This window comes from Streptomyces sp. NPDC048523 (assembly GCF_043199815.1).
Lineage (GTDB): Bacteria > Actinomycetota > Actinomycetes > Streptomycetales > Streptomycetaceae > Streptomyces.
In genome coordinates, this window is sequence record NZ_JBICWQ010000003.1 from 595122 (window position 1) to 613885 (window position 18764).

An 18764-nucleotide genomic window follows, 5' to 3' on the forward strand; every position below is an offset into this window, starting at 1 on the left:
GGCCTCAGGGCTTTTTCGTGGGCAGGCCGCGCTCCAGGACATCCAGGGCGTGGTTCAGGTGATCGCTCAGATCGCCCTCGAAGTCGTTCTCCGCCCAGTACAGGGAGGCCTCCATGATTCCGCCGATGAGGGACATCGCGCAGACCCGCACCTCCAGGCCGTCCGGGTCCAGGCCGGACCGCTCGGCGAGGGCCTGGCGGAGCACGCGTCCTGTCTCCGACATGCTCTCGACCATCCGGGCGCGGACGGCGGGGATCTTGAACGCGAGGTGCGTCCGCAGACGGATCATGTCGGGGTCCTCCGCCATGAGCCCCTCGTAGGCGATGCGCATCACGTGCCGCACCGAGTCCATCCACGGCTCGTCCGCGGGCCGGGCCCGCAGTTCCTCCAGCATCAGAGGGTCGTACTCGTCCGTGAGGACGATGTCCTCCTTGGTCGGGAAGTAACGGAAGACGGTCGACGGTGAGACCTCGGCCCGCTCGGCGATCTGCTCGACGGTCGTGGCGTCGTAGCCCTGTTCCTTGATCAGCGCGTAGGTCGCGGTGCGGATCGCCTCGCGGGTCTTGATCTTCTTGCGCTCACGAAGGCCCAGTTGGGGGCGGTCGGCGGGGGAGAGGGGGGAGCGTGCGGCCGTCATGGGGTTCATTGTCGGGCATCGGCCTCCTCGGCAGCCATGTCCGGGGTGGTGGGGGTATCGGCGGGGCGGGGGGTGCCCGGCAGGAAGGCCGCGGCGAGCAGCGCGGCGACGAGGGCCGCGATCCCGCAGACCAGGAGGACGACGTCCATGCCGTGGACGTAGGCGCTGTTCGCGGAGGCCAACAGATCGGCCGAGCCGGTGTGCTGGGCGACCATGTGTGCCGCGACCACGGACTCCCCGGCGGTGTCGGCGGCCCCGGCGGGCAGTCCGGTGACGTCGAGGCGGTCTCGGAAGGTGCCGGCGAGGAGGCTGCCGAGCAGGGCGATGCCGATCGCGCCGCCGACCTGGCGCATGGTCATCAGGAGTCCGGAACCGCTGCCGGCGCGGTCGCGGGGCAGGGCGCTGAGGCCGCCGTTCATGGCGGGGATGAGGGAGAGGCCGAAGCCGAAGCCGGTGAGGGCGAGCCACAGCGCGACGAATCCGTAGCCGGAGTCGACAGTCGTACGGCTGCCGAGGAGCCCGGCGAAGGCCAGTACCACCAGACCGGCGCTCACCGTGGGGCGTGCGCCGAAGCGGGCGACGATCTTGGGGGCGAGGCGGGAGGCGAGCAGCAGTCCGCCCATCATCGGCAGCAGCCGGACGCCGGTGCCCAGGGCGTCGTGGCCGAGGACGGCCTGGAGGAAGGGCGGGAGGACGAACAGCAGGCCGGTCAGGATGAAGTTCACCAGGGTCGCGGCGACGGTGTTGAAGAGGAAGCCGCGGTGGGTGAGCAGGGTCATGTCGAGCATGGGGCGCTGGACGCGCCGTTCGCGTACGACCAGCCCGGCGATCAGGACGACGGACGCCGCGAGGATACCGAGGACCAGCGGGTCGCCCCAGCCGCGGGTGGGGGCCTCGATGATCGCGTAGACGAGGGCGCCGAGGCCGCTGACGGTGAGCGCGGCGGAGGGGGCGTCGACCTTGGGGGAGGACGGGTCGCGGGTCTCGGGGAGGAGGAAGACGCAGGCGGCGATGCCGATCGCGGCCATCGGGACGTTGACCAGGAACACCGAGCCCCACCAGAAGTGGTTCAGCAGCCAGCCGCCGATGACCGGACCCAGCGGCAGGCCGAGTGCGGAGGCGGCGGAGACGATGCCGACGGCCTTGGTGCGTTCGTCGGGGGCGAAGAGCGTGGGCAGCACGGAGAGTGCGAGCGGGGTGACGAGGGCGCCACCGACGCCCATCACCGCGCGGGCGGCGATCACCGCGTTCACATCGCCGGCCAGTGCGCCGACCAGTGATCCGGCGAGGAAGATCGCGAGTCCGGTGATCAGCATGCGGCGCCGTCCGAACCGGTCGCCGAGCAGGCCCGCGGGGAGCATCAGGGCCGCGAAGACGACGACGTAGGCGTCCGCCATCCACTGCTGCGCGCCGGTGCTCGCGTCGAGGTCGGCGGCCATGGTCGGCAGCGCCACATTGAGGATCGTGAGGTCGAAGCCGAGCGTCAGCATGCTCGCGACGAGGGCGGCCAGGGCCCACCAGCGACGGGGGTCCGGAGTGATGGTTTCCATGGAATGAGAGTAACTCTCAAAAGATAATAACTGTCAATCGAGTTCGGCATGCAAAATTGGCACGCAAAAAGGGCCACGGCTCGGAAGCCGTGACCCTCGAGAGGCGCGGAACGGTCTACGGGTGCTGGTACGCCACCATCGAGATGCCGATGTAGTGGACGGCGAAGGCGGCCACGGTGAGGGAGTGGAACACCTCGTGGAAGCCGAACCAGCGCGGTGAGGGGTTCGGCCGCTTCAGGCCGTAGATCACACCGCCCGCGCTGTAGAGCAGGCCGCCGATGACGACCAGGACCAGGACCGCGACGCCGCCGGCGCGCATGAAGTCGGGCAGGAAGAAGACGGCGGCCCAGCCCATCGCGATGTAGCAGGGGGTGTAGAGCCAGCGCGGGGCGCCGACCCAGAAGACCCGGAAGAGGATGCCGGCCACGGCGGCACTCCAGATGCCCCACAGCAGCAATCGCCCCTTGCTGCCGGGCAGGAGCAGCATGGTCAGCGGGGTGTAGGTGCCCGCGATGATCAGGAAGATGTTGGCGTGATCCAGCCGTCGCAGGACGCCGTCCATGCGGGGGCTCCAGGTGCCCCGGTGGTACAGCGCGCTCACGCCGAACAGCAGGCAGGCGGTCAGGGCGAAGATCCCGCAGGCGATCCGGCCTCTGGTGGAGTCGGCGAGGGCGGTGAGCACCAGCCCCGCGACCAGTGCGGCCGGGAACATGCCGAGGTGCAGCCAGCCGCGCAGCTTCGGCTTGACGGGCTCGGCCAGGTGCTGGGCGTGCTGCTTGATCTGGTGGGACAGGGAGGGCGTTTCGGCGTCGTGGGCGGGCGGCGTCATGCCCGGCATCGTACCTACGGGACCGTAGGTTACGCGTGAGTACGGCATGACATCGGCCAGGAGTGGCCATCGTCTCACGGGAGTTGACCAGTAAAGAAACGGTCGAATGAACGCTACGTGTGCGCAAATAAACGCGCTGTGCCCAGAGAAAGCGTGGCGATCCTCACTCCGCTCACCTGTGATGCCCTCTGGACAGATGGGCGCTTCAGTCGGATGATCAAATGAGTGCGGTCGGCACCGGATGAGCGCCAAGGTCACCACCTGAAGGCACGAGAAGCATCCGGGTCGCAGCCCCCACGGGGCCTCCAAACAAAAAATCCCTCATCTAGGAGCAATCGTGGCGCGCGACATCGCGGCTCCCCCCGTCATCCCCACCCAGCACAAGGAACTGATCTCGTGGGTGAACGAGATCGCCGAACTGACCCAGCCGGACAGCGTGGTCTGGTGTGACGGATCCGAAGCGGAGTACGAGCGCCTGTGCGAGGAGCTCGTCGCGAAGGGCACCTTCAAGAAGCTCGACCCGATCAAACGCCCAAACTCCTACTACGCGGCCTCCGACCCGACCGACGTCGCGCGCGTCGAGGACCGCACCTTCATCTGCTCGGAGAAGGAGGAGGACGCGGGCCCGACGAACCACTGGAAGGCACCGGCGGAGATGCGGGACATCTTCACCGGGGACAAGGGCGTCTTCCGCGGTTCGATGAAGGGCCGGACGATGTACGTCGTCCCCTTCTGCATGGGCCCGCTCGGCTCCGACCTCTCCGCGATCGGCGTCGAGATCACCGACTCCGCCTACGTCGCGGTCTCCATGCGCACCATGACCCGCATGGGACAGCCGGTCCTCGACGAACTCGGCGAGGACGGCTTCTTCGTGAAGGCCGTCCACACCCTCGGGGCGCCGCTGGAGGAGGGCCAGGAGGACGTTCCCTGGCCGTGCAACTCCACCAAGTACATCTCGCACTTCCCGGAGTCCCGCGAGATCTGGTCCTACGGCTCCGGCTACGGCGGCAACGCCCTGCTCGGCAAGAAGTGCTACGCCCTGCGCATCGCGTCGGTGATGGCCCGCGACGAGGGCTGGCTCGCCGAGCACATGCTCATCCTCAAGCTCACCCCGCCGCAGGGCGAGTCCAAGTACGTCGCCGCCGCCTTCCCGAGCGCCTGCGGCAAGACCAACCTCGCCATGCTGGAGCCCACGATCTCCGGCTGGACCGTGGAGACCATCGGCGACGACATCGCCTGGATGCGGTTCGGCGAGGACGGCCGCCTCTACGCCATCAACCCCGAGGCCGGCTTCTTCGGCGTCGCGCCCGGCACCGGTGAGCACACCAACGCCAACGCGATGAAGACCCTGTGGGGCAACTCGGTCTTCACCAACGTGGCGCTGACCGACGACAACGACGTCTGGTGGGAGGGCATGACGGAGGAGACCCCGGCCCACCTGACGGACTGGAAGGGCAACGACTGGACGCCCTCCTCGGACGTCCCGGCCGCCCACCCCAACGCCCGCTTCACCACCCCCGCCGCGCAGTGCCCGATCATCGCGCCCGAGTGGGAGGACCCCAAGGGCGTGCCGATCTCGGCGATCCTGTTCGGCGGGCGGCGCGCGAGCGCGGTGCCGCTGGTGACGGAGTCCTTCGACTGGAACCACGGCGTCTTCCTCGGCGCCAACGTGGCCTCCGAGAAGACCGCCGCCGCCGAGGGCAAGGTCGGCGAGCTGCGCCGCGACCCCTTCGCCATGCTGCCGTTCTGCGGCTACAACATGGGCGACTACATGGGGCACTGGGTCGACGTGGCCAAGGACAAGGACCAGTCGAAGCTCCCGAAGATCTACTACGTCAACTGGTTCCGCAAGAACGACGAGGGCAAGTTCGTCTGGCCCGGCTTCGGCGAGAACAGCCGCGTCCTGAAGTGGATCGTGGAGCGGCTCGAGGGCAGGGCCGAGGGCGTCGAGACCCCGATCGGCATCCTGCCGGCCAAGGACGCGCTCGACACCAAGGGCCTCGAACTGGCCGACTCCGACCTGGAGTTCCTGCTCACGGTCGACAAGGAGGTGTGGCGGGAGGAGGCGTCCCTGATCCCCGAGCACCTCAATACCTTCGGCGACCACACCCCGAAGGAGCTGTGGGACGAGTACCGGGCGCTGGTGCAGCGCCTGGGCTGATCCCCCTCATACCCCCGCGGCCGGCCCCGATGGGAGCCCTGACCCGTGATCGTCACGGGCCGGCCGCGGGTGGCGGCACGAGGGCCGTGCAGGCCCTGAGTCACGAAACAGCCCCGCACAATGGCGTGCGGGGCGTGCTGCCTTTGCCTGACCTCGCCGGCTCTCGGTGAGGCGCCCCGTCAGGGGCGCGGGGCTGCCGTGGATATGCGGCTCAGCGGCGGCGCTACCAGCCACGACGAACTCGCAGCCGCCACCCGACACGGACCCCTACGGCGATCCGGCACCCCCGCTCAAGCCGACGCAGTGCGTGGCACCCGGTCCGCACGTCGCTCTGGGTGCGCGCGGACCGGGGCCGTTCAAGGGAGCCGTAGGCTCAGTGGGTGGGCTCAGTGGGTGGCGAGTTCGCGGGGCTCCAGGGCCGCCGCGTGGGCGTCCATCCGCTCCGCCGCCAGGATCGCCGCCGCCGTGTCCGCACGGGACGCCGCCACCAGCAGCGCGCGCCCGGCCACCGCGTGGGCGCGGTGGTGCAGGTCGGTGAGGTGCGGTTCCGAGCCGACCGAGGTCAGCGAAGCGCGAGCCGGTGCGCCTCCGCCCCGCAGCCGGGTCACCTGCTCGGCGAGCCGCTCGGCCGCGGTGTCCAGGTCGGCGGAGGGTGCCAGCGCACGCAGTTCGTCCGTGACGGCGAGGAGTGCGGCGAGATGGCCCGCGAGCTGGATGTCCAGCTCTTCCTCGCGGGAACGGTGGGGAAAGTCGGAGGTGGGGCCGGCCATCGTGGAGTGGACCGACTTGGTGCGGATCGGTTCGTACATGGGATGGCCTCCTGTGCAGTCAGGAAACCATCCTAGCTTAGATTTCGTCTAAAGTTGAGTTGAGCGAGCGCAAAGATCGGACCCTCGGTCTACGGCTGCCCGTAACCGTCCAGGAAGTTCCCGATCCGCCCCACCGCGTCCCGCAGGTCCCCGACCGTCGGCAGGGTCACCACCCGGAAGTGGTCGGGCTCGGGCCAGTTGAAGCCGGAGCCCTGGACGACCATGATCTTCTCCTGGCGCAGCAGGTCCAGGACCATCCGCCGGTCGTCCTTGATCTTGAAGACCTTGGGGTCGAGCCGGGGGAAGAGGTACAGCGCCCCCTTCGGCTTCACGCAGCTCACGCCGGGGATCTGGGTCAGCAGGTCGTACGCCACGTCCCGCTGCTCGACGAGCCGTCCGCCCGGCAGCACCAGATCCTTGATCGACTGCCGTCCGCTGAGCGCGGCGACCACTCCGTGCTGTCCCGGCATGTTCGCGCACAGGCGCATGTTGGCCAGGACGGTCAGACCCTCGATGTAGGAGTCGGCGTGTGCGCGCGGGCCGGAGATCGACATCCAGCCCACGCGGTACCCGGCGACCCGGTAGGCCTTGGACATGCCGTTGAAGGTGAGGGTGAGCAGGTCCGGGGCGATCGACGCCGTCGGGGTGTGTGTGGCACCGTCGTAGAGGATCTTGTCGTAGATCTCGTCCGAGCAGACCAGCAGGTTGTGCCGGCGGGCGATGTCGGTCAGCCCCTTGAGCATGGTCTCGTCGTACACCGCGCCGGTGGGGTTGTTGGGGTTGATGATGACGATCGCCTTGGTGCGGTCGGTGACCTTGCGCTCCACGTCCGCGAGGTCGGGCATCCAGTCAGACTGCTCGTCGCAGCGGTAGTGGACGGCCGTACCGCCGGACAGCGACACGGCGGCCGTCCACAGCGGGTAGTCGGGGGCCGGTACGAGGACCTCGTCGCCGTCGTCGAGCAGGCCCTGCATCGCCATCACGATCAGCTCGGAGACGCCGTTGCCGATGAAGACGTGTTCGACGTCGGTCTCGATGCCGATGGTCTGGTTGTGCATGACGACGGCCCGGCGTGCGGCGAGCAGGCCCTTGGCGTCGCCGTACCCGTGGGCCGTTGACACGTTCCGGAGGACGTCCTCCAGGATCTCGGGCGGCGCCTCGAACCCGAAGGCGGCGGGGTTGCCCGTGTTCAGCTTGAGGATGCGGTGCCCGGCCGCTTCCAGGCGCATCGCCTCCTCGAGAACCGGGCCCCGGATCTCGTAACAGACATTGGCGAGCTTGGTCGACTGGATCACCTGCATGTCTGGGAGCTTACGGCCCGGTAACGCTTGACGGGTCGTGTTTTCCGCCACGTGAGACGCGGTGGTTTGGACTGTTATCGCCCGCTAGCTGTCCCAGCTGCCACATCCGGCCCTGTGATGCGCCGTGAACGCCTGTGCGCCGGGGGCTGGGGTGACCCGGCGTACGAGGAGCGCACAGGCGCGCGACGGCGGAACTCCCTCGGATCGAGCCCGCCGACCGGAGCGCGTCGAACGGTCCCGATCCCGTCGGCCGGGCCGCCTGCGGTAGGGATGGCCGACGCTTGCGCAGGGTGGCCGTGGGGGCGGCAGCCGTGAGTACGGCCCTGGCGGGACTCGCGGCGCGATGCCGCCCCGGCTTCCGGGGAGCCGAGCGGTACTCCACCCGGCCGGCGGCCCGAGGCATCCGGTGGGTTGGCGCCGGGCGTATCCGGTACGAGCACCTGGGCTGCCTGCGGTAGGGCTGGTCGGGATTCGCGCGGGTGGTCGTGGCGGCGGCAGCCGTGAGTGCGGGGCTGTCTCTGTCGTTGTCGGACTCCTGCTCCGGGCCCTGGCGGGGCTCGCGGCGCGATGCCGCCCCGGCTTCCGGGGAGCCGAGCGGTACTCCACCCGGCCGGCGGCCCGAGGCATCCGGTGGGTTGGCACCGGCGTATCCGGTACGAGCACCTGGGCTGCCTGCGGTAGGGCTGGTCGGGATTCGCGCGGGTGGTCGTGGTGGTCGGAGTCGTGGCGGCGGCAGCCGTGAGTGCGGGGCTGTCTCTGTCGTTGTCGGACTCCTGCTCCGGGCCCTGGCGGCACCCGCGGCGCGAAGCCGCCCCGGCCTTCGCGGAGGCGAGCTGCGCCCGGCCCCCGGCTTCCTCCACCCGGCCGGCAGTCCCGGGCGCGCGGGCTCCCGATGGGCCGGTGGTCGGTGTCGGCGTATTCGTTGTGAGCACTCCGGCATCCGACCATCCCCGGTGGTCCGGCAACCAGAGTCGGCGCCTCTGACGTGCGCGCCCCCCACCCGTGTCCAGGGCCCGCGCCGACGCAAGTCCGTCACTCCTCGCCGCCCTCGAGCAAGCGCCCCCACGGCCACCTCCGACAGCAAGAGACGTGGGGCAACGTGGCGGCAAGACGCTCAAGTAGCCCTACAGATGGGTAAGTTGAACTCGCGGAAATGTTCGCCCTGTCCCGGATGTGCAGGTGTCGTCCGTCGAGGGGCGCGGGCTCGGCACAGGTTCTTGTCCAAGTGGCCACCCTTCTTCGCAATGTTCATGACAAACTCACGGGCGGCCGGAAGATTTCCGGTCGCCCAAGTCGCAAGAGGGGACCCCCACATGAGAAAGCCTCTCGTCGCCGCGCTCAGCGCCCTGGCCCTGGCCGGGATAGGCGCCGCACCCGCCGTCGCCGCCGAGCCCACGGCCCGGAGCGTGGGCAAGAGCGTGGACACCAACACCCCCGTCTCCGTGGTCCAGAACCTGGTCACGTCCGCCACCGACACCCTGTCCCAGGTCACGGCCCCGTCGCCCAAGCTCCAGGCCGTGACCCTCGCCGGGACCGTCTCGCTCAGCAACTGTTCCGGCTCGGTCATCCGGTTCCCGAACTCCCTGGACACCGCCCCGGCACTGGTGCTCAGCAACGGGCACTGCCTCACCACCGGCTTCCCCGAGCCCGGCGAGGTGCTCACCAACCAGGCGTCCAGCCGGACCTTCGGGCTGCTCAACTCCGCCGGTACCAAGGTCGCCACCCTGCGCGCCAGCAAGCTCGCCTACGGCACCATGACCGACACGGACGTCTCGATCTACCAGCTCACCAGCACGTACGCGTCGATCAAGAGCGCGTACGGCATCTCCCCGCTCACCGTGCAGGACACGCACCCGACCGCCGGGACCGCCATCACGGTGGCCTCCGGGTACTGGAAGCGGCTCTACAGCTGCAACATCGACGGGTTCGCGTACCGGCTGAAGGAGGGCGACTGGACCTGGAAGGACTCGGTCCGTTACACCTCCGCCTGCCAGACCATCGGCGGCACCTCGGGCTCGCCCGTCATCGACCAGGCCACCGGCAAGGTCGTCGCCGTCAACAACACCGGCAACGAGGACGGCGAGCGCTGCACGGAGAACAACCCGTGCGAGGTCGACGCGAACGGCAACGTCACCGTCCGCGAGGGCATCAACTACGCCCAGGAGATCTACAACATCCCGGCCTGCTTCACGACCGGCAACCAGCTCAACCTGAGCGCGAGCGGCTGCACCCTGCCCAAGCCGTAGGCCCCGGCCGGTAAGGCGCGCGGCGTTCCGTCACACGGGACTGCGACGGACCGCCCGCCCCGCCAGGACATCCGTGCGCCGGCCGTCCTCGATCACGAACCGTCCGTCGACCAGGACGTGCGGGATGCCGGTCGGCAGCCTGCGCGGGTCCTCGAAGGTCGAACCCGGGGCCACCGTCTCCGGATCGAAGAGGACCAGGTCGGCCCGGTAGCCCTCCTTGATCAGGCCTCGGTCCGGCAGGCGCAGCCGGGACGCCGGGCGCGAGGTGAGGTGGGCCACGCACTCCTCCAGGGAGAGGACGCCCAACTCCCGCACGTACGTGCCGAGATACCGCGGGAACGTGCCGTACGCCCGTGGATGCGGCTTGGCGCCCTGAAGGATGCCGTCGGAGCCGCCGGTGTGGACCGGGTGCCGCATGATCGTGCGGACGTTCTCCTCGTGGCCCACGTGCTGGAGGATCGACGGGGCCAGCCGGTCGGCGAGCAGGAGCCGGCGGGCGGTCGTCCAGGGGCTCTCGCCGCGTACGCGGGCCGACTCCGCGACCGTACGGCCGACGAAGTCCGCGAGGGCCGGGTCGCCGACGCCCGAGATCTCGATGGTGTTCCACTCGACGGGCACCCCGTGGCAGCCGTCCGCCCCGACGACCTCCAGGTGGTGCCGGATCCGCTCGGCCGTGTCGTCGTCCGCCAGCCGCTTCAGGACCGCCTCGGGGCCGCCCTCGCCCGCCCAGCTCGGCAGCAGGGCCGCGAGGGTCGTGGCGCCGGGCGTGTAGGGGTAGGTGTCCAGGCTGATGTCGGCGCCCGACGCCAGCGCCTCGTCCAGGAGGGCGAGAAGTTCCGGCGCCCGGCCCTTGTTCACGCCGAAGTTCATGGTCGCGTGGGCGAGGTGGAGGGCGCAGCCGGCCTCCCGGGCCAGGGCGACCATCTCCTCGTACGCCTTCAGGGCCTCCGCGCCGTACGAGCGGTGGTGCGGGCAGTAGTAGCCGCCGTACTCGGCCACCACCCGGCACAGTTCGGTGAGTTCGGCGTCCTCGGCGTACATGCCGGGCGTGTAGGTCAGGCCCGACGACATGCCTAGCGCGCCCTGTTCCATGCCCTCCGCGACCAGCCGGCGCATACGGTCCAGCTCGTGGGGGGTCGCCTCGCGGTCCTCCCAGCCGACGACGAGCGCGCGGACCGTGCCCTGGGGGATCAGGTAGGCCGCGTTGACGGCGATCCCGCGGTCGAGGCGGTCCAGGTACTCGCCCACCGACCGCCAGTCGAAGTCGATGTCGTCGCCGTGGCCGTTCCACCCGGTGATGGCGCGGCGGACCTCCTCCAGGGTCCGGTCGTCGACCGGCGCGTACGACAGCCCGTCCTGGCCCAGCACTTCGAGCGTGACGCCCTGCGCGGCCTTGGCGCTGTGGTCGGGGTCGCGCAGCAGGGCCAGGTCGCTGTGGGCGTGCATGTCGATGAAGCCGGGGGAGAGGACGAGTCCCTCGGCGTCCACCTCGCGCCGGGCCTTGGGGCGTTGGCAGCCCGCGGCGGCGGCCTCCTTGACGATCGACACGATCCGGCCGCCGTCGACGACCACGTCGGCGCGGTACGAGGGGGCGCCGCTGCCGTCGACGACGTCCGCGTCCCGGATGACGAGCTCTTCCATCGCCGGACTCCCTTCGCGTCTCAGAAGAACGTGCGGATGTATTCGACAACCGTGCCGTCGGCCTCCGCCACCGGGATCAGCTGCCACTTGTCGAAGGACGTGCACGGGTGGGAGAGGCCGAGGCCCAGCCAGTCGCCGACCTCGAGGTCGGTCCCGGGGGTGGTGGCCAGCCAGGCGTGCTGGTCGGACAGGGCGGTCACCTCGATGCCGGTGGCCGGGCGCTCGGTGCCGTCCCGGCGGACCACCTGCGGGAAGGGCAGGTCGAGGTCGTGGGCCGCGTCCCGCTTGCCCGCGTTGGCGAAGGCCTGGCCGGGGGAGGGGCGGGAGACGATCTGCGCCCACAACCGGAACGCGGGCTCCAGGGCGCCCTCCTCGGGGATCCGGTTGAAGGGCGTCACCTTGCGGTAGTGGCCGTCGTCGTGCGAGACGTAGGCGCCGGAGCGGAGCAACTTCAGTACCGGCAGGGAGAGTTCGGGGACCTCGGCGAAGACGTCGGCGACCGCGTCGAACCAGGCGCTGCCGCCGGCGCTGATCACGATCCCGTCCGGTGCCGCCGCGTCGAACCGTCCCGCCTTGTCGAAGTCGGCGGCCAGGGCGACGAGTCGGCGCAGCCAGGCGTGGACGCGCTCCGGGTCGGCGTCGGGGACCTCGCCCTCGTATCCGGCGACACCGACGAGCCGTAGCGTCCTTGTGGCCGCGACCGCGTCGGCGACGGCCGCGCACTCCGCCTCCGTGCGGACGCCGGTGCGGGCGCCCTCACCGGCGGCGAGTTCGACGACGACGTCCAGGGGGCGGGCGGTGCCCCGCAGGGCCGCGTCCATCAGCTCGACTCCGCGGACGGAGTCGACGTAGCAGATGAAGCGGAAGGTCTCGTCGCGCGCGAGCTCGGCGGCGATCCACCTCAGGGCCGCCGGGTCCACCAGTTCGTTCGCGAGGAAGACCCGCTGGACGCCGTACGCCCGCGCGACGCGCACCTGGTGGGGTACGGCCAGGGTGATGCCCCAGGCGCCGTGCTCGATCTGGCGCCGGAAGAGCTGGGGGGCCATGGTCGTCTTGCCGTGCGGGGCGAAGGCGAGGCCGTGACGGGCGGCGTACGTCTGAATGAGCGCGAGGTTGTGCCGCAGGCGCTCGGCGGAGAGGGCGAGTACGGGGGTCGTGAAGCCGTCGGTGAAGAGGTTGCGGCGCTGGGCGGTCAGCTCGGCGACGGTCAGGCCGTCCGCGTCCGGCGGGAGGCCCTTGAAGCGGTGGTCGACGCGGTCCTCCGCGAGACGGGCGAGCGCTTCGGTACCGGACACGAGGCCTCCCTGAAGGGGTGCGTTGCACTCTCTGCAACGTTCATTGCGTATATCGCTCACTGCTGTCTAACATCCAGGCGAATCCCGGGTCAATGAAGGAGCTACGACCATCGTGAATGCCCCCGACGTCGTGGACGTCGTCGCGCTCGGCGAGTCCATGGTCACGTTCCTGCCCAGCCGGCCCGGACGACTCGCCGACGTGCCGTCCTTCGACCGGGCGATCGGGGGCGCGGAGTCGAACGTCGCCTGCGGGCTGGCCGCCGCCGGTCACGCGGTGCGGTGGGTCAGCCGGGTCGGGGCGGACGGCTTCGGGGATCACCTCGTCGAGACGATCGGGGCGTACGGGGTCGACACCTCCGCGGTCGGCAGGGATGCCTCCCGGCCCACGGGGGTGTACTTCCGTACGGCGGGGGACCGGGCGACCGATGCGCATGAGGTCGCCTACTACCGGGCGGGGTCGGCTGCTTCGGCGATGTCCGCGGCGAACCTGGATCTGTCGGTGGTGCGGGCGGCTCGGGTGCTGCACCTTTCGGGGATCACGGCCGCGCTGTCGTCCGAGTGCCTGGAGTTGCTGCGTGAGCTGACGGCACCGGCGGCGGACCGGCCGCTCGTGTCCTTCGACGTCAATCACCGGGCCGGGTTGTGGCGTGACGCCGACGGGCCCCGGGTGCTGCTGGAGTTGGCGCGCCGGGCCGACCTCGTGTTCGTGGGGGAGGACGAGGCCGAGGAGGCGTGGGGAGTGACGGGCGGGCCCTCGGGGATTCGGGCGGTGCTGCCCGAGCCGGGGGTGCTGGTGGTGAAGCAAGGGGGCCTGGGGGCCACGGCGTTCGTGTCGTCCGCGGGTCGGTGGGGGCAGGGCGCCGCGCCCTGCGGCGGGACCGCGCATCGACACGGCCCCGCACCGCTGGCGGCGGTCACCGGCCCGGGGTCGCAGGATGACGGACCTTCACCCGATCATTCGCAGCCCGCCGACAGCCGTCCCTTCGCCCTGACCCCGGGCGGCCGTGCCGTCAGGGGCGGCTCCCGGTCCGCCCAGGGCGGCAGCCCGCAGGTGCGGGCGAGCGACACCCGCCCCCGGCCGGCCACGGCGCCGGGGGTCTTCGTGCCGGCCCTGGCCGTGGACGTCGTGGCCACCACCGGTGCCGGCGATGCCTTCGCGGCGGGCTTCCTCTCCGCCACCCTGCGCGAACTCCCCCTGAAAAGCCGCCTGCGCCACGGTCACCTGTGGGCCGCCGCCGCCCTCGCCACCCCCGGTGACCTCGCGACACCCCCCGACCGCGACACCACCGACCGGCTGGCCGCCCTCGACGACGACACGTGGGGGACACTTCGACTCGGCCCCGGCCGGACGCAGGCCGACAGGGCCCCGGAGGAGGTACGCACCCCATGAGCCAGACCGTCGACCGAGCACTGAGCATCCTGCCGCTGCTCGCCGAGGGCCCCGCCGACCTCGGGCAGGTCGCCGACCGCCTCGGCGTCCACAAGTCCACCGCGCTGCGACTCCTGCGCACCCTCCACGAACACGGCATGGTCTACCGGCAGTCCGACCAGCGCTACCGCCTCGGCGCCCGCCTCATCGCCCTGGCCCAGGAGGCGATGGAGAACCTCGACATCCGCGAGATCGCCCACCCCCACCTCGTACGGCTGAACGAACAGTGCGGTCACACCGTCCACCTCGCCGTGTACGAGGAGGCCGAGGTGCTGTACATCGACAAGGTCGAGAGCCGGTATCCGGTGCGGATGTACTCGCGGATCGGCAAGCCCGTCGCCATCACCGTCGCCGCGGTGGCCAAGCTGCTGCTCGCCGATCTGCCCGATGCCGAGCGGCGCGCCCTCGCGGACACCCTGGAATACCCCCTGTACACGGCCCGTTCGACACCCAACGCCCCCGCTTTCCTCCAGGAGTTGGAGCGGGTGCGCGAACAGGGCTGGGCCACCGACCTCGGTGGCCACGAGGAGTCCATCAACTGCGTCGCGGCCCCTGTCCGCGGCGCCGACGGCAGGGTCGTCGCGGCGATGTCGGTCTCCGCGCCCAACGTCGTCGTCACCGCCGAGGAACTCCTCACCCTCCTCCCACAGGTCCGCCGTACGGCCGATGCCATCAGCGGCGAGTACTCGGGCAGAACGACAGCCAAGGAACCCGGATGACGGACAAGACGGACAAGATCGCGCTCACCCCCAGTACCCACACCACCCCGCCCGCGAAGTTCTCCCACGGAGTGCGGAAGGGCAACATCCTCCAGGTCGCCGGGCAGGTCGGCTTCCTGCCCGCCGAGGAGGGCAAGCCGCCCACGCCCGCCGGGTCCACCCTGCGCGAACAGACCCTCCAGACCCTCGCCAACGTCAAGGCGATCCTGGAGGAGGGCGGCGCCTCCTGGGACGACGTGCTGATGATCCGCGTCTACCTGACGGACGTGGACCACTTCGCCGAGATGAACTCGATCTACAACACCTACTTCGAGGAACAGGGCCTCACCGCCCCGCCCGCCGCCCGGACCACCGTCTACGTCGGGCTGCCCGCCGGGCTCCTCATCGAGATCGACGCGCTCGCCGTCCTCGGCTGACGGCCCGTCGACTCCCGTACTCCCCGCACCTCCCGCACGTCCCGCACGGCACGGCACCCCCCGGGGTGCCGTGCCGCGATGCCCCCTGCCCGAAAGCTCCATGTACTTACGAAGAGGACCCCCATGTCACTACCGCTCGCCGCGGCCACCGAGACACCCCCGCACACCGGTGGCCTGCTCCTCCTCATCGACGGCACCGCGGGCCTCCTCACGGTCGCCGCCCTCGGTATCGCCCTGCTGCTCTTCCTGATCATCAAGGTGAGACTCCAGCCCTTCGTCGCCCTGCTCGGCGTCTCCATAACCGTCGGCCTGCTCGCCGGTCTCTCGGTCACCGAACTCTTCGGCACGGTCCAGCGATCGGACGCCGTGTCCACCATCGAGTCCGGGATGGGCGGCATCCTCGGCCATGTCGCGATCATCATCGGTCTGGGCACGATGCTCGGGGCGATCCTCGAAGTCAGCGGCGGCGCCGAGGTGTTGGCGTCCCGGCTGCTCAACCTCTTCGGCGAGAAGCGCGCCCCGCTCGCCATGGGCCTCACCGGCCTGATCTTCGGCATCCCGGTCTTCTTCGACGTCGGCATCTTCGTCCTCGCGCCGATCGTGTACGCGGCGGCCAAGCGCAGCGGCAGGTCGATCCTGCTCTACTGTCTGCCGCTGCTGGCGGGCCTGTCGATGACCCACGCCTTCCTGCCCCCGCACCCCGGCCCGGTCGCCGCCGCCGGACTGCTCCACGTGGACCTCGGCTGGGTGATCCTCATGGGCATCGTCTGCGGCATCCCCGCGGTGCTGGCCGCGTGGGCCTACTCGGCGTGGGTCGGCCGCCGCATCTTCGTCGCGGTGCCGCAGGACATGGTGGAGGCGGCCGCGGAGGCGAAGCAGGCGGTGATCGAGGAGCAGCGGTCGCAGGGCGTCGTACCGCGCGAGGACCCCGTACCGCTCGGCACGGTCCTCGGCATCATCGGTACGCCCCTGGTCCTGATCCTCGCCGCCACGTTCTCCTCGATCGCGCTCGACCCCTCCACCGGCCGCTCGGTCATCGAGTTCTTCGGCAGCCCCTTTGTGGCGCTGACCATCGCCCTGCTCCTCGCCTACTACCTGCTCGGCATCCGCCGCGGCTGGTCCCGCAGGTCCCTGGAGACGGTGTCGACCGCGTCCCTCAAGCCGGTCGGCAACATCCTGCTGGTCGTCGGCGCGGGCGGGGTCTTCGGCGCGGTCCTCAAGGCCAGCGGGGTCGCCCAGGCGCTCTCCGACACCTTCAACGACGTCGGCCTGCCGGTGCTCGTGCTGTCGTACCTGATCTCGGTGGTGCTGCGGGTCGCCCAGGGCTCGGCGACGGTCGCCATCGTCACCACGGCGGGCATCGTGGCGCCCCTGCTGTCGGAGGGCCACCACTCCCAGGCTTTCGTCGCCCTCGTCATCATGGCCATCTCGGCCGGCTCCATCTTCGCCTCCCACGTCAACGACGGCGGCTTCTGGATGGTGGCCAAGTACTTCGGCATCAGCGAGCGGGACACGCTGAAGACGTGGACCGTGCTGGAGACGGTGCTGTCGGTGGCCGGGTTCGCGGTGGCCGCGGTCCTGAGTGTGTTCATGTAGGCGGTCCGGCCCCATGTAGGCGTCCGATAACGATGTAGGGGCCGGCTGTGTCCGGCACAGGATCGTCGACCATACTGCCCGCTGTGGAGCAGCGCATAGGTTCGAGCAGCCAGCCCCTGGAAGGCGCCGGATTCGACCCGGCCTTCATCCCCGGGCTCACCCCACCCGCGTCCGGCGAGGCGGGGGAGACCGAGGCGGAGGAGGCCGTGGAGGCCGACGAACCCGCGGCGGAGGCGGTGTCCTCTTCGGCTTCGGTCCCCGAGGAGACCGAAGCCGAGGAGACCGAAGCCGAGGAGGACGCCGCCGACGGGCCCGTCTTCGAGGCCTCCGACCGGCGCGCGAGGATCGTCGCCGATCACAAGGGCGTACGGCTCTCTCTCGACGACCAGGCCTGCGAGTTCCGCTGGGACGAGATCGGCGCCGTCGAGACGGAGTCCCCGCGCTTCGGCAAGCGGTTCACCATCACGGTGCACACCCCCGACCGGCGCTGGTACCCGATCGAGATCGAGGCCGGGTCGAGGGCGCGGTTCACCGAGTGGGACGAGCAGTTGGACGCCGTCCTGGACGCGTACTTCGAGGACGAGACCCCGGAGTCGGAGAAAGAAGAGGCCGAGGAGTCCGAGTAGGGGCCCCTAGCAGTACTGGGCCTGCTTCCCGATGGACCGGTACATGCAGTCCGAGTTCTCCAGTAGTTGGAGGACCGCGTCCCGGTTCCTGGACGTCTCCCGCTCGATCACCTCGTCGGGCGGGTAGAAACCGCCACCGGAACTCGACGACGGATACATCTCGAAGGTGTACGAGAAGATCTTGTGCGTGCCCCAGAGGTAGTCGTCGATCGACCCGTCGGTGATGTACAGGTCGCTGGCCTGCTCCGCCGTGTACCCGTTGCTCGCGGCCAGCTTCTGCCCGACGGTCCTGAACACGGCGTTGTCGTCCGCCGTCATCCCGGTCCCCGTGTCGGAGTACGTGTACCCGTAGGGCCACAGCACCAGTTCGCTGTACGTGTGGAAGTCGATGTTCGACTTGATCTGCTGGACCCCGCCGACGACCCGGCTGCGCACGAAGTCGGCGACCACCTTGACCTCGGGCGCCGACTCGGCGGCCGGACCCCGGTAGGTCTCGGACGACGTCGACCCGGACGAGCCGCCGCAGCAGCCCCAGCGGTAGGCCCAGTTGCGGTTGAGGTCCGTACCGACGGCCGAAGAACCGGAGTTGGGCTGCCGGTTCTTGCGCCACGAGCGGTAGGAGCCGGTGGCGACGTCGTACTCGCCGCCGTCCGGGTTGAGGTCGGGGACGATCCAGATCTCCCGGTTGTTGACCATGTTCGTCACCCGTGAGTCGCTCCCGTACCCCGCGCCGAGTTCGCGCAGCAGGTACAGGGCCATCTCCACCGTGAGGTGCTCGCGGGCGTGCTGGTGGTGGGTGAACAGCACCTCGGGCTCGGCCTCGTCGGTCCCCACGTTGTCGCTGATCTTGATGGCGACGATGTTCCGGCCCTGGTACGAGGTGCCGATGACCCGCTTGCTCATGATGTTCGGGTAGGCGGCGAGGCGCTGGTCGATCTCGGCGTTCATCTCGGCGTAGTTGTGGTAGCGCGAGTCGGCCGAGGGGAAGTCGTAGAGCCGGACCCCGCCCTCCGCGGTCCTCGACGGAACAGACCCCGCCTCGGAGACCTCGTACCCGAGTCGGCGCAGCTGCCTGATCTGGTCGGCTCTTCCGGAGACCACCACGGTCTCCTCGTCGGCCTCGTCCACCGTCACGCCCGTCTGCTGGATCGCCGTACGGGTCACGGGTGTCGAGTGCTGGTGGATCTCGTACTGGCGGACGTCCTCGGTGCTCGGCGCCGCCTTCGGGGCGCTGTCGGCGCTCGCGGAGAGCGGGGCCGCGAGGGCGAGGGCCAGAACGGCGGCGAGGGCGGCGTGGCGGGTGCCGCCGCGGGCGCCGGAACCGCGTATGCGAAGTCGCATGAAGTCTCCTGTGTTCTCCGGGGTTTCCGGGATCTCCGGAAGTGGGGGAGTGGAGCGGGGGTGGTTCAGCGACGTGCTGCCGGTGCGGGTGTGCCGCTCATCGCGGGCGTGCTCATCGTGGGCTTGTGGCATGAGCAGGTCAAGAGTCAATAAAGACGCGATGGCGTG

Annotated in this window: 15 protein-coding genes; 7 read left to right on the forward strand and 8 right to left on the reverse strand. The window is 70.2% G+C overall.

The genetic code is table 11. From position 1 onward, the window contains the following. Positions 1-4 precede the first annotated feature (4 nt). The 3 genes from ACGFWE_RS18590 to ACGFWE_RS18600 form a co-directional block, all read right to left on the reverse strand. The gene (locus ACGFWE_RS18590) at positions 5-646 is read right to left on the reverse strand and encodes a TetR family transcriptional regulator (RefSeq protein WP_352388980.1); all 642 of its coding nucleotides are present in this window, start codon (positions 644-646) and stop codon (positions 5-7) included. Then, a complete protein-coding gene (locus ACGFWE_RS18595; RefSeq protein WP_393600486.1) occupies positions 643-2187 on the reverse strand; it encodes an MFS transporter in 1545 nt (514 codons plus the stop codon). Before ACGFWE_RS18595 ends, ACGFWE_RS18590 begins: the two co-directional genes overlap by 4 nt. Before the next feature lie 115 nt (positions 2188-2302). Beyond that, positions 2303-3016 carry a hemolysin III family protein gene (locus ACGFWE_RS18600; protein WP_393600487.1) on the reverse strand — a complete coding sequence of 238 codons (714 nt, stop codon included), beginning with the start codon at positions 3014-3016 and terminating at the stop codon, positions 2303-2305. Positions 3017-3353: 337 nt separating this feature from the next. Here ACGFWE_RS18600 and ACGFWE_RS18605 point away from each other — a divergent pair, with 337 nt between their 5' ends. Further along, complete coding sequence (locus tag ACGFWE_RS18605) at positions 3354-5177, forward strand: phosphoenolpyruvate carboxykinase (GTP) (RefSeq protein ID WP_352388977.1); 1824 nt, start codon at positions 3354-3356, stop codon at positions 5175-5177. Between the two features lie 386 nt (positions 5178-5563). Here the strand turns inward: ACGFWE_RS18605 and ACGFWE_RS18610 are convergent, their stop codons facing one another. Further along, complete coding sequence (locus ACGFWE_RS18610) at positions 5564-5986, reverse strand: hypothetical protein (RefSeq protein WP_352388976.1); 423 nt, start codon at positions 5984-5986, stop codon at positions 5564-5566. Positions 5987-6075: 89 nt separating this feature from the next. Next, a complete protein-coding gene (locus ACGFWE_RS18615) occupies positions 6076-7287 on the reverse strand; it encodes a pyridoxal phosphate-dependent aminotransferase (protein WP_352388975.1) in 1212 nt (403 codons plus the stop codon). 1313 nt (positions 7288-8600) lie between these two features. Between ACGFWE_RS18615 and ACGFWE_RS18620 the strand changes: the two genes are divergently transcribed. Further along, positions 8601-9533, forward strand: a complete 933-nt coding sequence (locus ACGFWE_RS18620) for a serine protease (RefSeq protein ID WP_393600488.1) — start codon at positions 8601-8603, stop codon at positions 9531-9533. 30 nt (positions 9534-9563) lie between these two features. Here the strand turns inward: ACGFWE_RS18620 and ACGFWE_RS18625 are convergent, their stop codons facing one another. Both ACGFWE_RS18625 and ACGFWE_RS18630 read right to left on the reverse strand, forming a co-directional pair. Beyond that, positions 9564-11174: an amidohydrolase family protein gene (locus ACGFWE_RS18625; RefSeq protein ID WP_393600489.1), complete on the reverse strand. Its 1611-nt coding sequence runs from the start codon at positions 11172-11174 to the stop codon at positions 9564-9566. A 20-nt stretch (positions 11175-11194) separates the two neighbouring features. Then, a complete protein-coding gene (locus tag ACGFWE_RS18630; RefSeq protein WP_393600490.1) occupies positions 11195-12469 on the reverse strand; it encodes an amino acid deaminase in 1275 nt (424 codons plus the stop codon). A gap of 157 nt (positions 12470-12626) precedes the next feature. On the opposite strand from ACGFWE_RS18630, the gene ACGFWE_RS18635 reads away from it, so the two are divergent. The 5 genes from ACGFWE_RS18635 to ACGFWE_RS18655 all read left to right on the forward strand — a co-directional run bounded on the left by ACGFWE_RS18635 (position 12627) and on the right by ACGFWE_RS18655 (position 17255). Continuing rightward, positions 12627-13859, forward strand: coding sequence for a sugar kinase (locus ACGFWE_RS18635; protein ID WP_393600811.1), 1233 nt, complete (start codon positions 12627-12629; stop codon positions 13857-13859). Then, complete coding sequence (locus tag ACGFWE_RS18640; protein WP_393600491.1) at positions 13856-14617, forward strand: IclR family transcriptional regulator; 762 nt, start codon at positions 13856-13858, stop codon at positions 14615-14617. Before ACGFWE_RS18635 ends, ACGFWE_RS18640 begins: the two co-directional genes overlap by 4 nt. Beyond that, positions 14614-15033: a RidA family protein gene (locus ACGFWE_RS18645; protein WP_393600492.1), complete on the forward strand. Its 420-nt coding sequence runs from the start codon at positions 14614-14616 to the stop codon at positions 15031-15033. The genes ACGFWE_RS18640 and ACGFWE_RS18645 overlap by 4 nt, the downstream gene beginning before the upstream one ends. 123 nt (positions 15034-15156) lie before the next feature. Continuing rightward, positions 15157-16629: a GntP family permease gene (locus tag ACGFWE_RS18650; protein ID WP_393600493.1), complete on the forward strand. Its 1473-nt coding sequence runs from the start codon at positions 15157-15159 to the stop codon at positions 16627-16629. An 83-nt stretch (positions 16630-16712) separates the two neighbouring features. Next, on the forward strand, positions 16713-17255 hold the full coding sequence (locus ACGFWE_RS18655; RefSeq protein ID WP_393600494.1) for a hypothetical protein: 543 nt from the start codon (positions 16713-16715) through the stop codon (positions 17253-17255). A gap of 6 nt (positions 17256-17261) precedes the next feature. On the opposite strand, the gene ACGFWE_RS18660 is transcribed toward ACGFWE_RS18655, so the two are convergent. Next, entirely contained in the window at positions 17262-18596 is a 1335-nt protein-coding gene (locus tag ACGFWE_RS18660; RefSeq protein WP_352388966.1) for a M14 family metallopeptidase, read from the reverse strand. Between the last annotated feature and the right edge of the window lie 168 nt (positions 18597-18764).

What these genes read in the sequence shown, in the direction of transcription:
- ACGFWE_RS18640 (WP_393600491.1), top strand. Translation starts at nt 13,856, where the DNA reads ATGAGCCAGACCGTCGACCGAGCACTGAGCATCCTGCCGCTGCTCGCC.
- ACGFWE_RS18610 (WP_352388976.1), bottom strand. Translation starts at nt 5,986, where the DNA reads ATGTACGAACCGATCCGCACCAAGTCGGTCCACTCCACGATGGCCGGC.
- ACGFWE_RS18635 (WP_393600811.1), top strand. Translation starts at nt 12,627, where the DNA reads ATGGTCACGTTCCTGCCCAGCCGGCCCGGACGACTCGCCGACGTGCCG.
- ACGFWE_RS18625 (WP_393600489.1), bottom strand. Translation starts at nt 11,174, where the DNA reads ATGGAAGAGCTCGTCATCCGGGACGCGGACGTCGTCGACGGCAGCGGC.
- ACGFWE_RS18660 (WP_352388966.1), bottom strand. Translation starts at nt 18,596, where the DNA reads ATGCGACTTCGCATACGCGGTTCCGGCGCCCGCGGCGGCACCCGCCAC.
- ACGFWE_RS18620 (WP_393600488.1), top strand. Translation starts at nt 8,601, where the DNA reads ATGAGAAAGCCTCTCGTCGCCGCGCTCAGCGCCCTGGCCCTGGCCGGG.
- ACGFWE_RS18615 (WP_352388975.1), bottom strand. Translation starts at nt 7,287, where the DNA reads ATGCAGGTGATCCAGTCGACCAAGCTCGCCAATGTCTGTTACGAGATC.
- ACGFWE_RS18590 (WP_352388980.1), bottom strand. Translation starts at nt 646, where the DNA reads ATGAACCCCATGACGGCCGCACGCTCCCCCCTCTCCCCCGCCGACCGC.
- ACGFWE_RS18595 (WP_393600486.1), bottom strand. Translation starts at nt 2,187, where the DNA reads ATGGAAACCATCACTCCGGACCCCCGTCGCTGGTGGGCCCTGGCCGCC.
- ACGFWE_RS18600 (WP_393600487.1), bottom strand. Translation starts at nt 3,016, where the DNA reads ATGACGCCGCCCGCCCACGACGCCGAAACGCCCTCCCTGTCCCACCAG.
- ACGFWE_RS18650 (WP_393600493.1), top strand. Translation starts at nt 15,157, where the DNA reads ATGTCACTACCGCTCGCCGCGGCCACCGAGACACCCCCGCACACCGGT.
- ACGFWE_RS18645 (WP_393600492.1), top strand. Translation starts at nt 14,614, where the DNA reads ATGACGGACAAGACGGACAAGATCGCGCTCACCCCCAGTACCCACACC.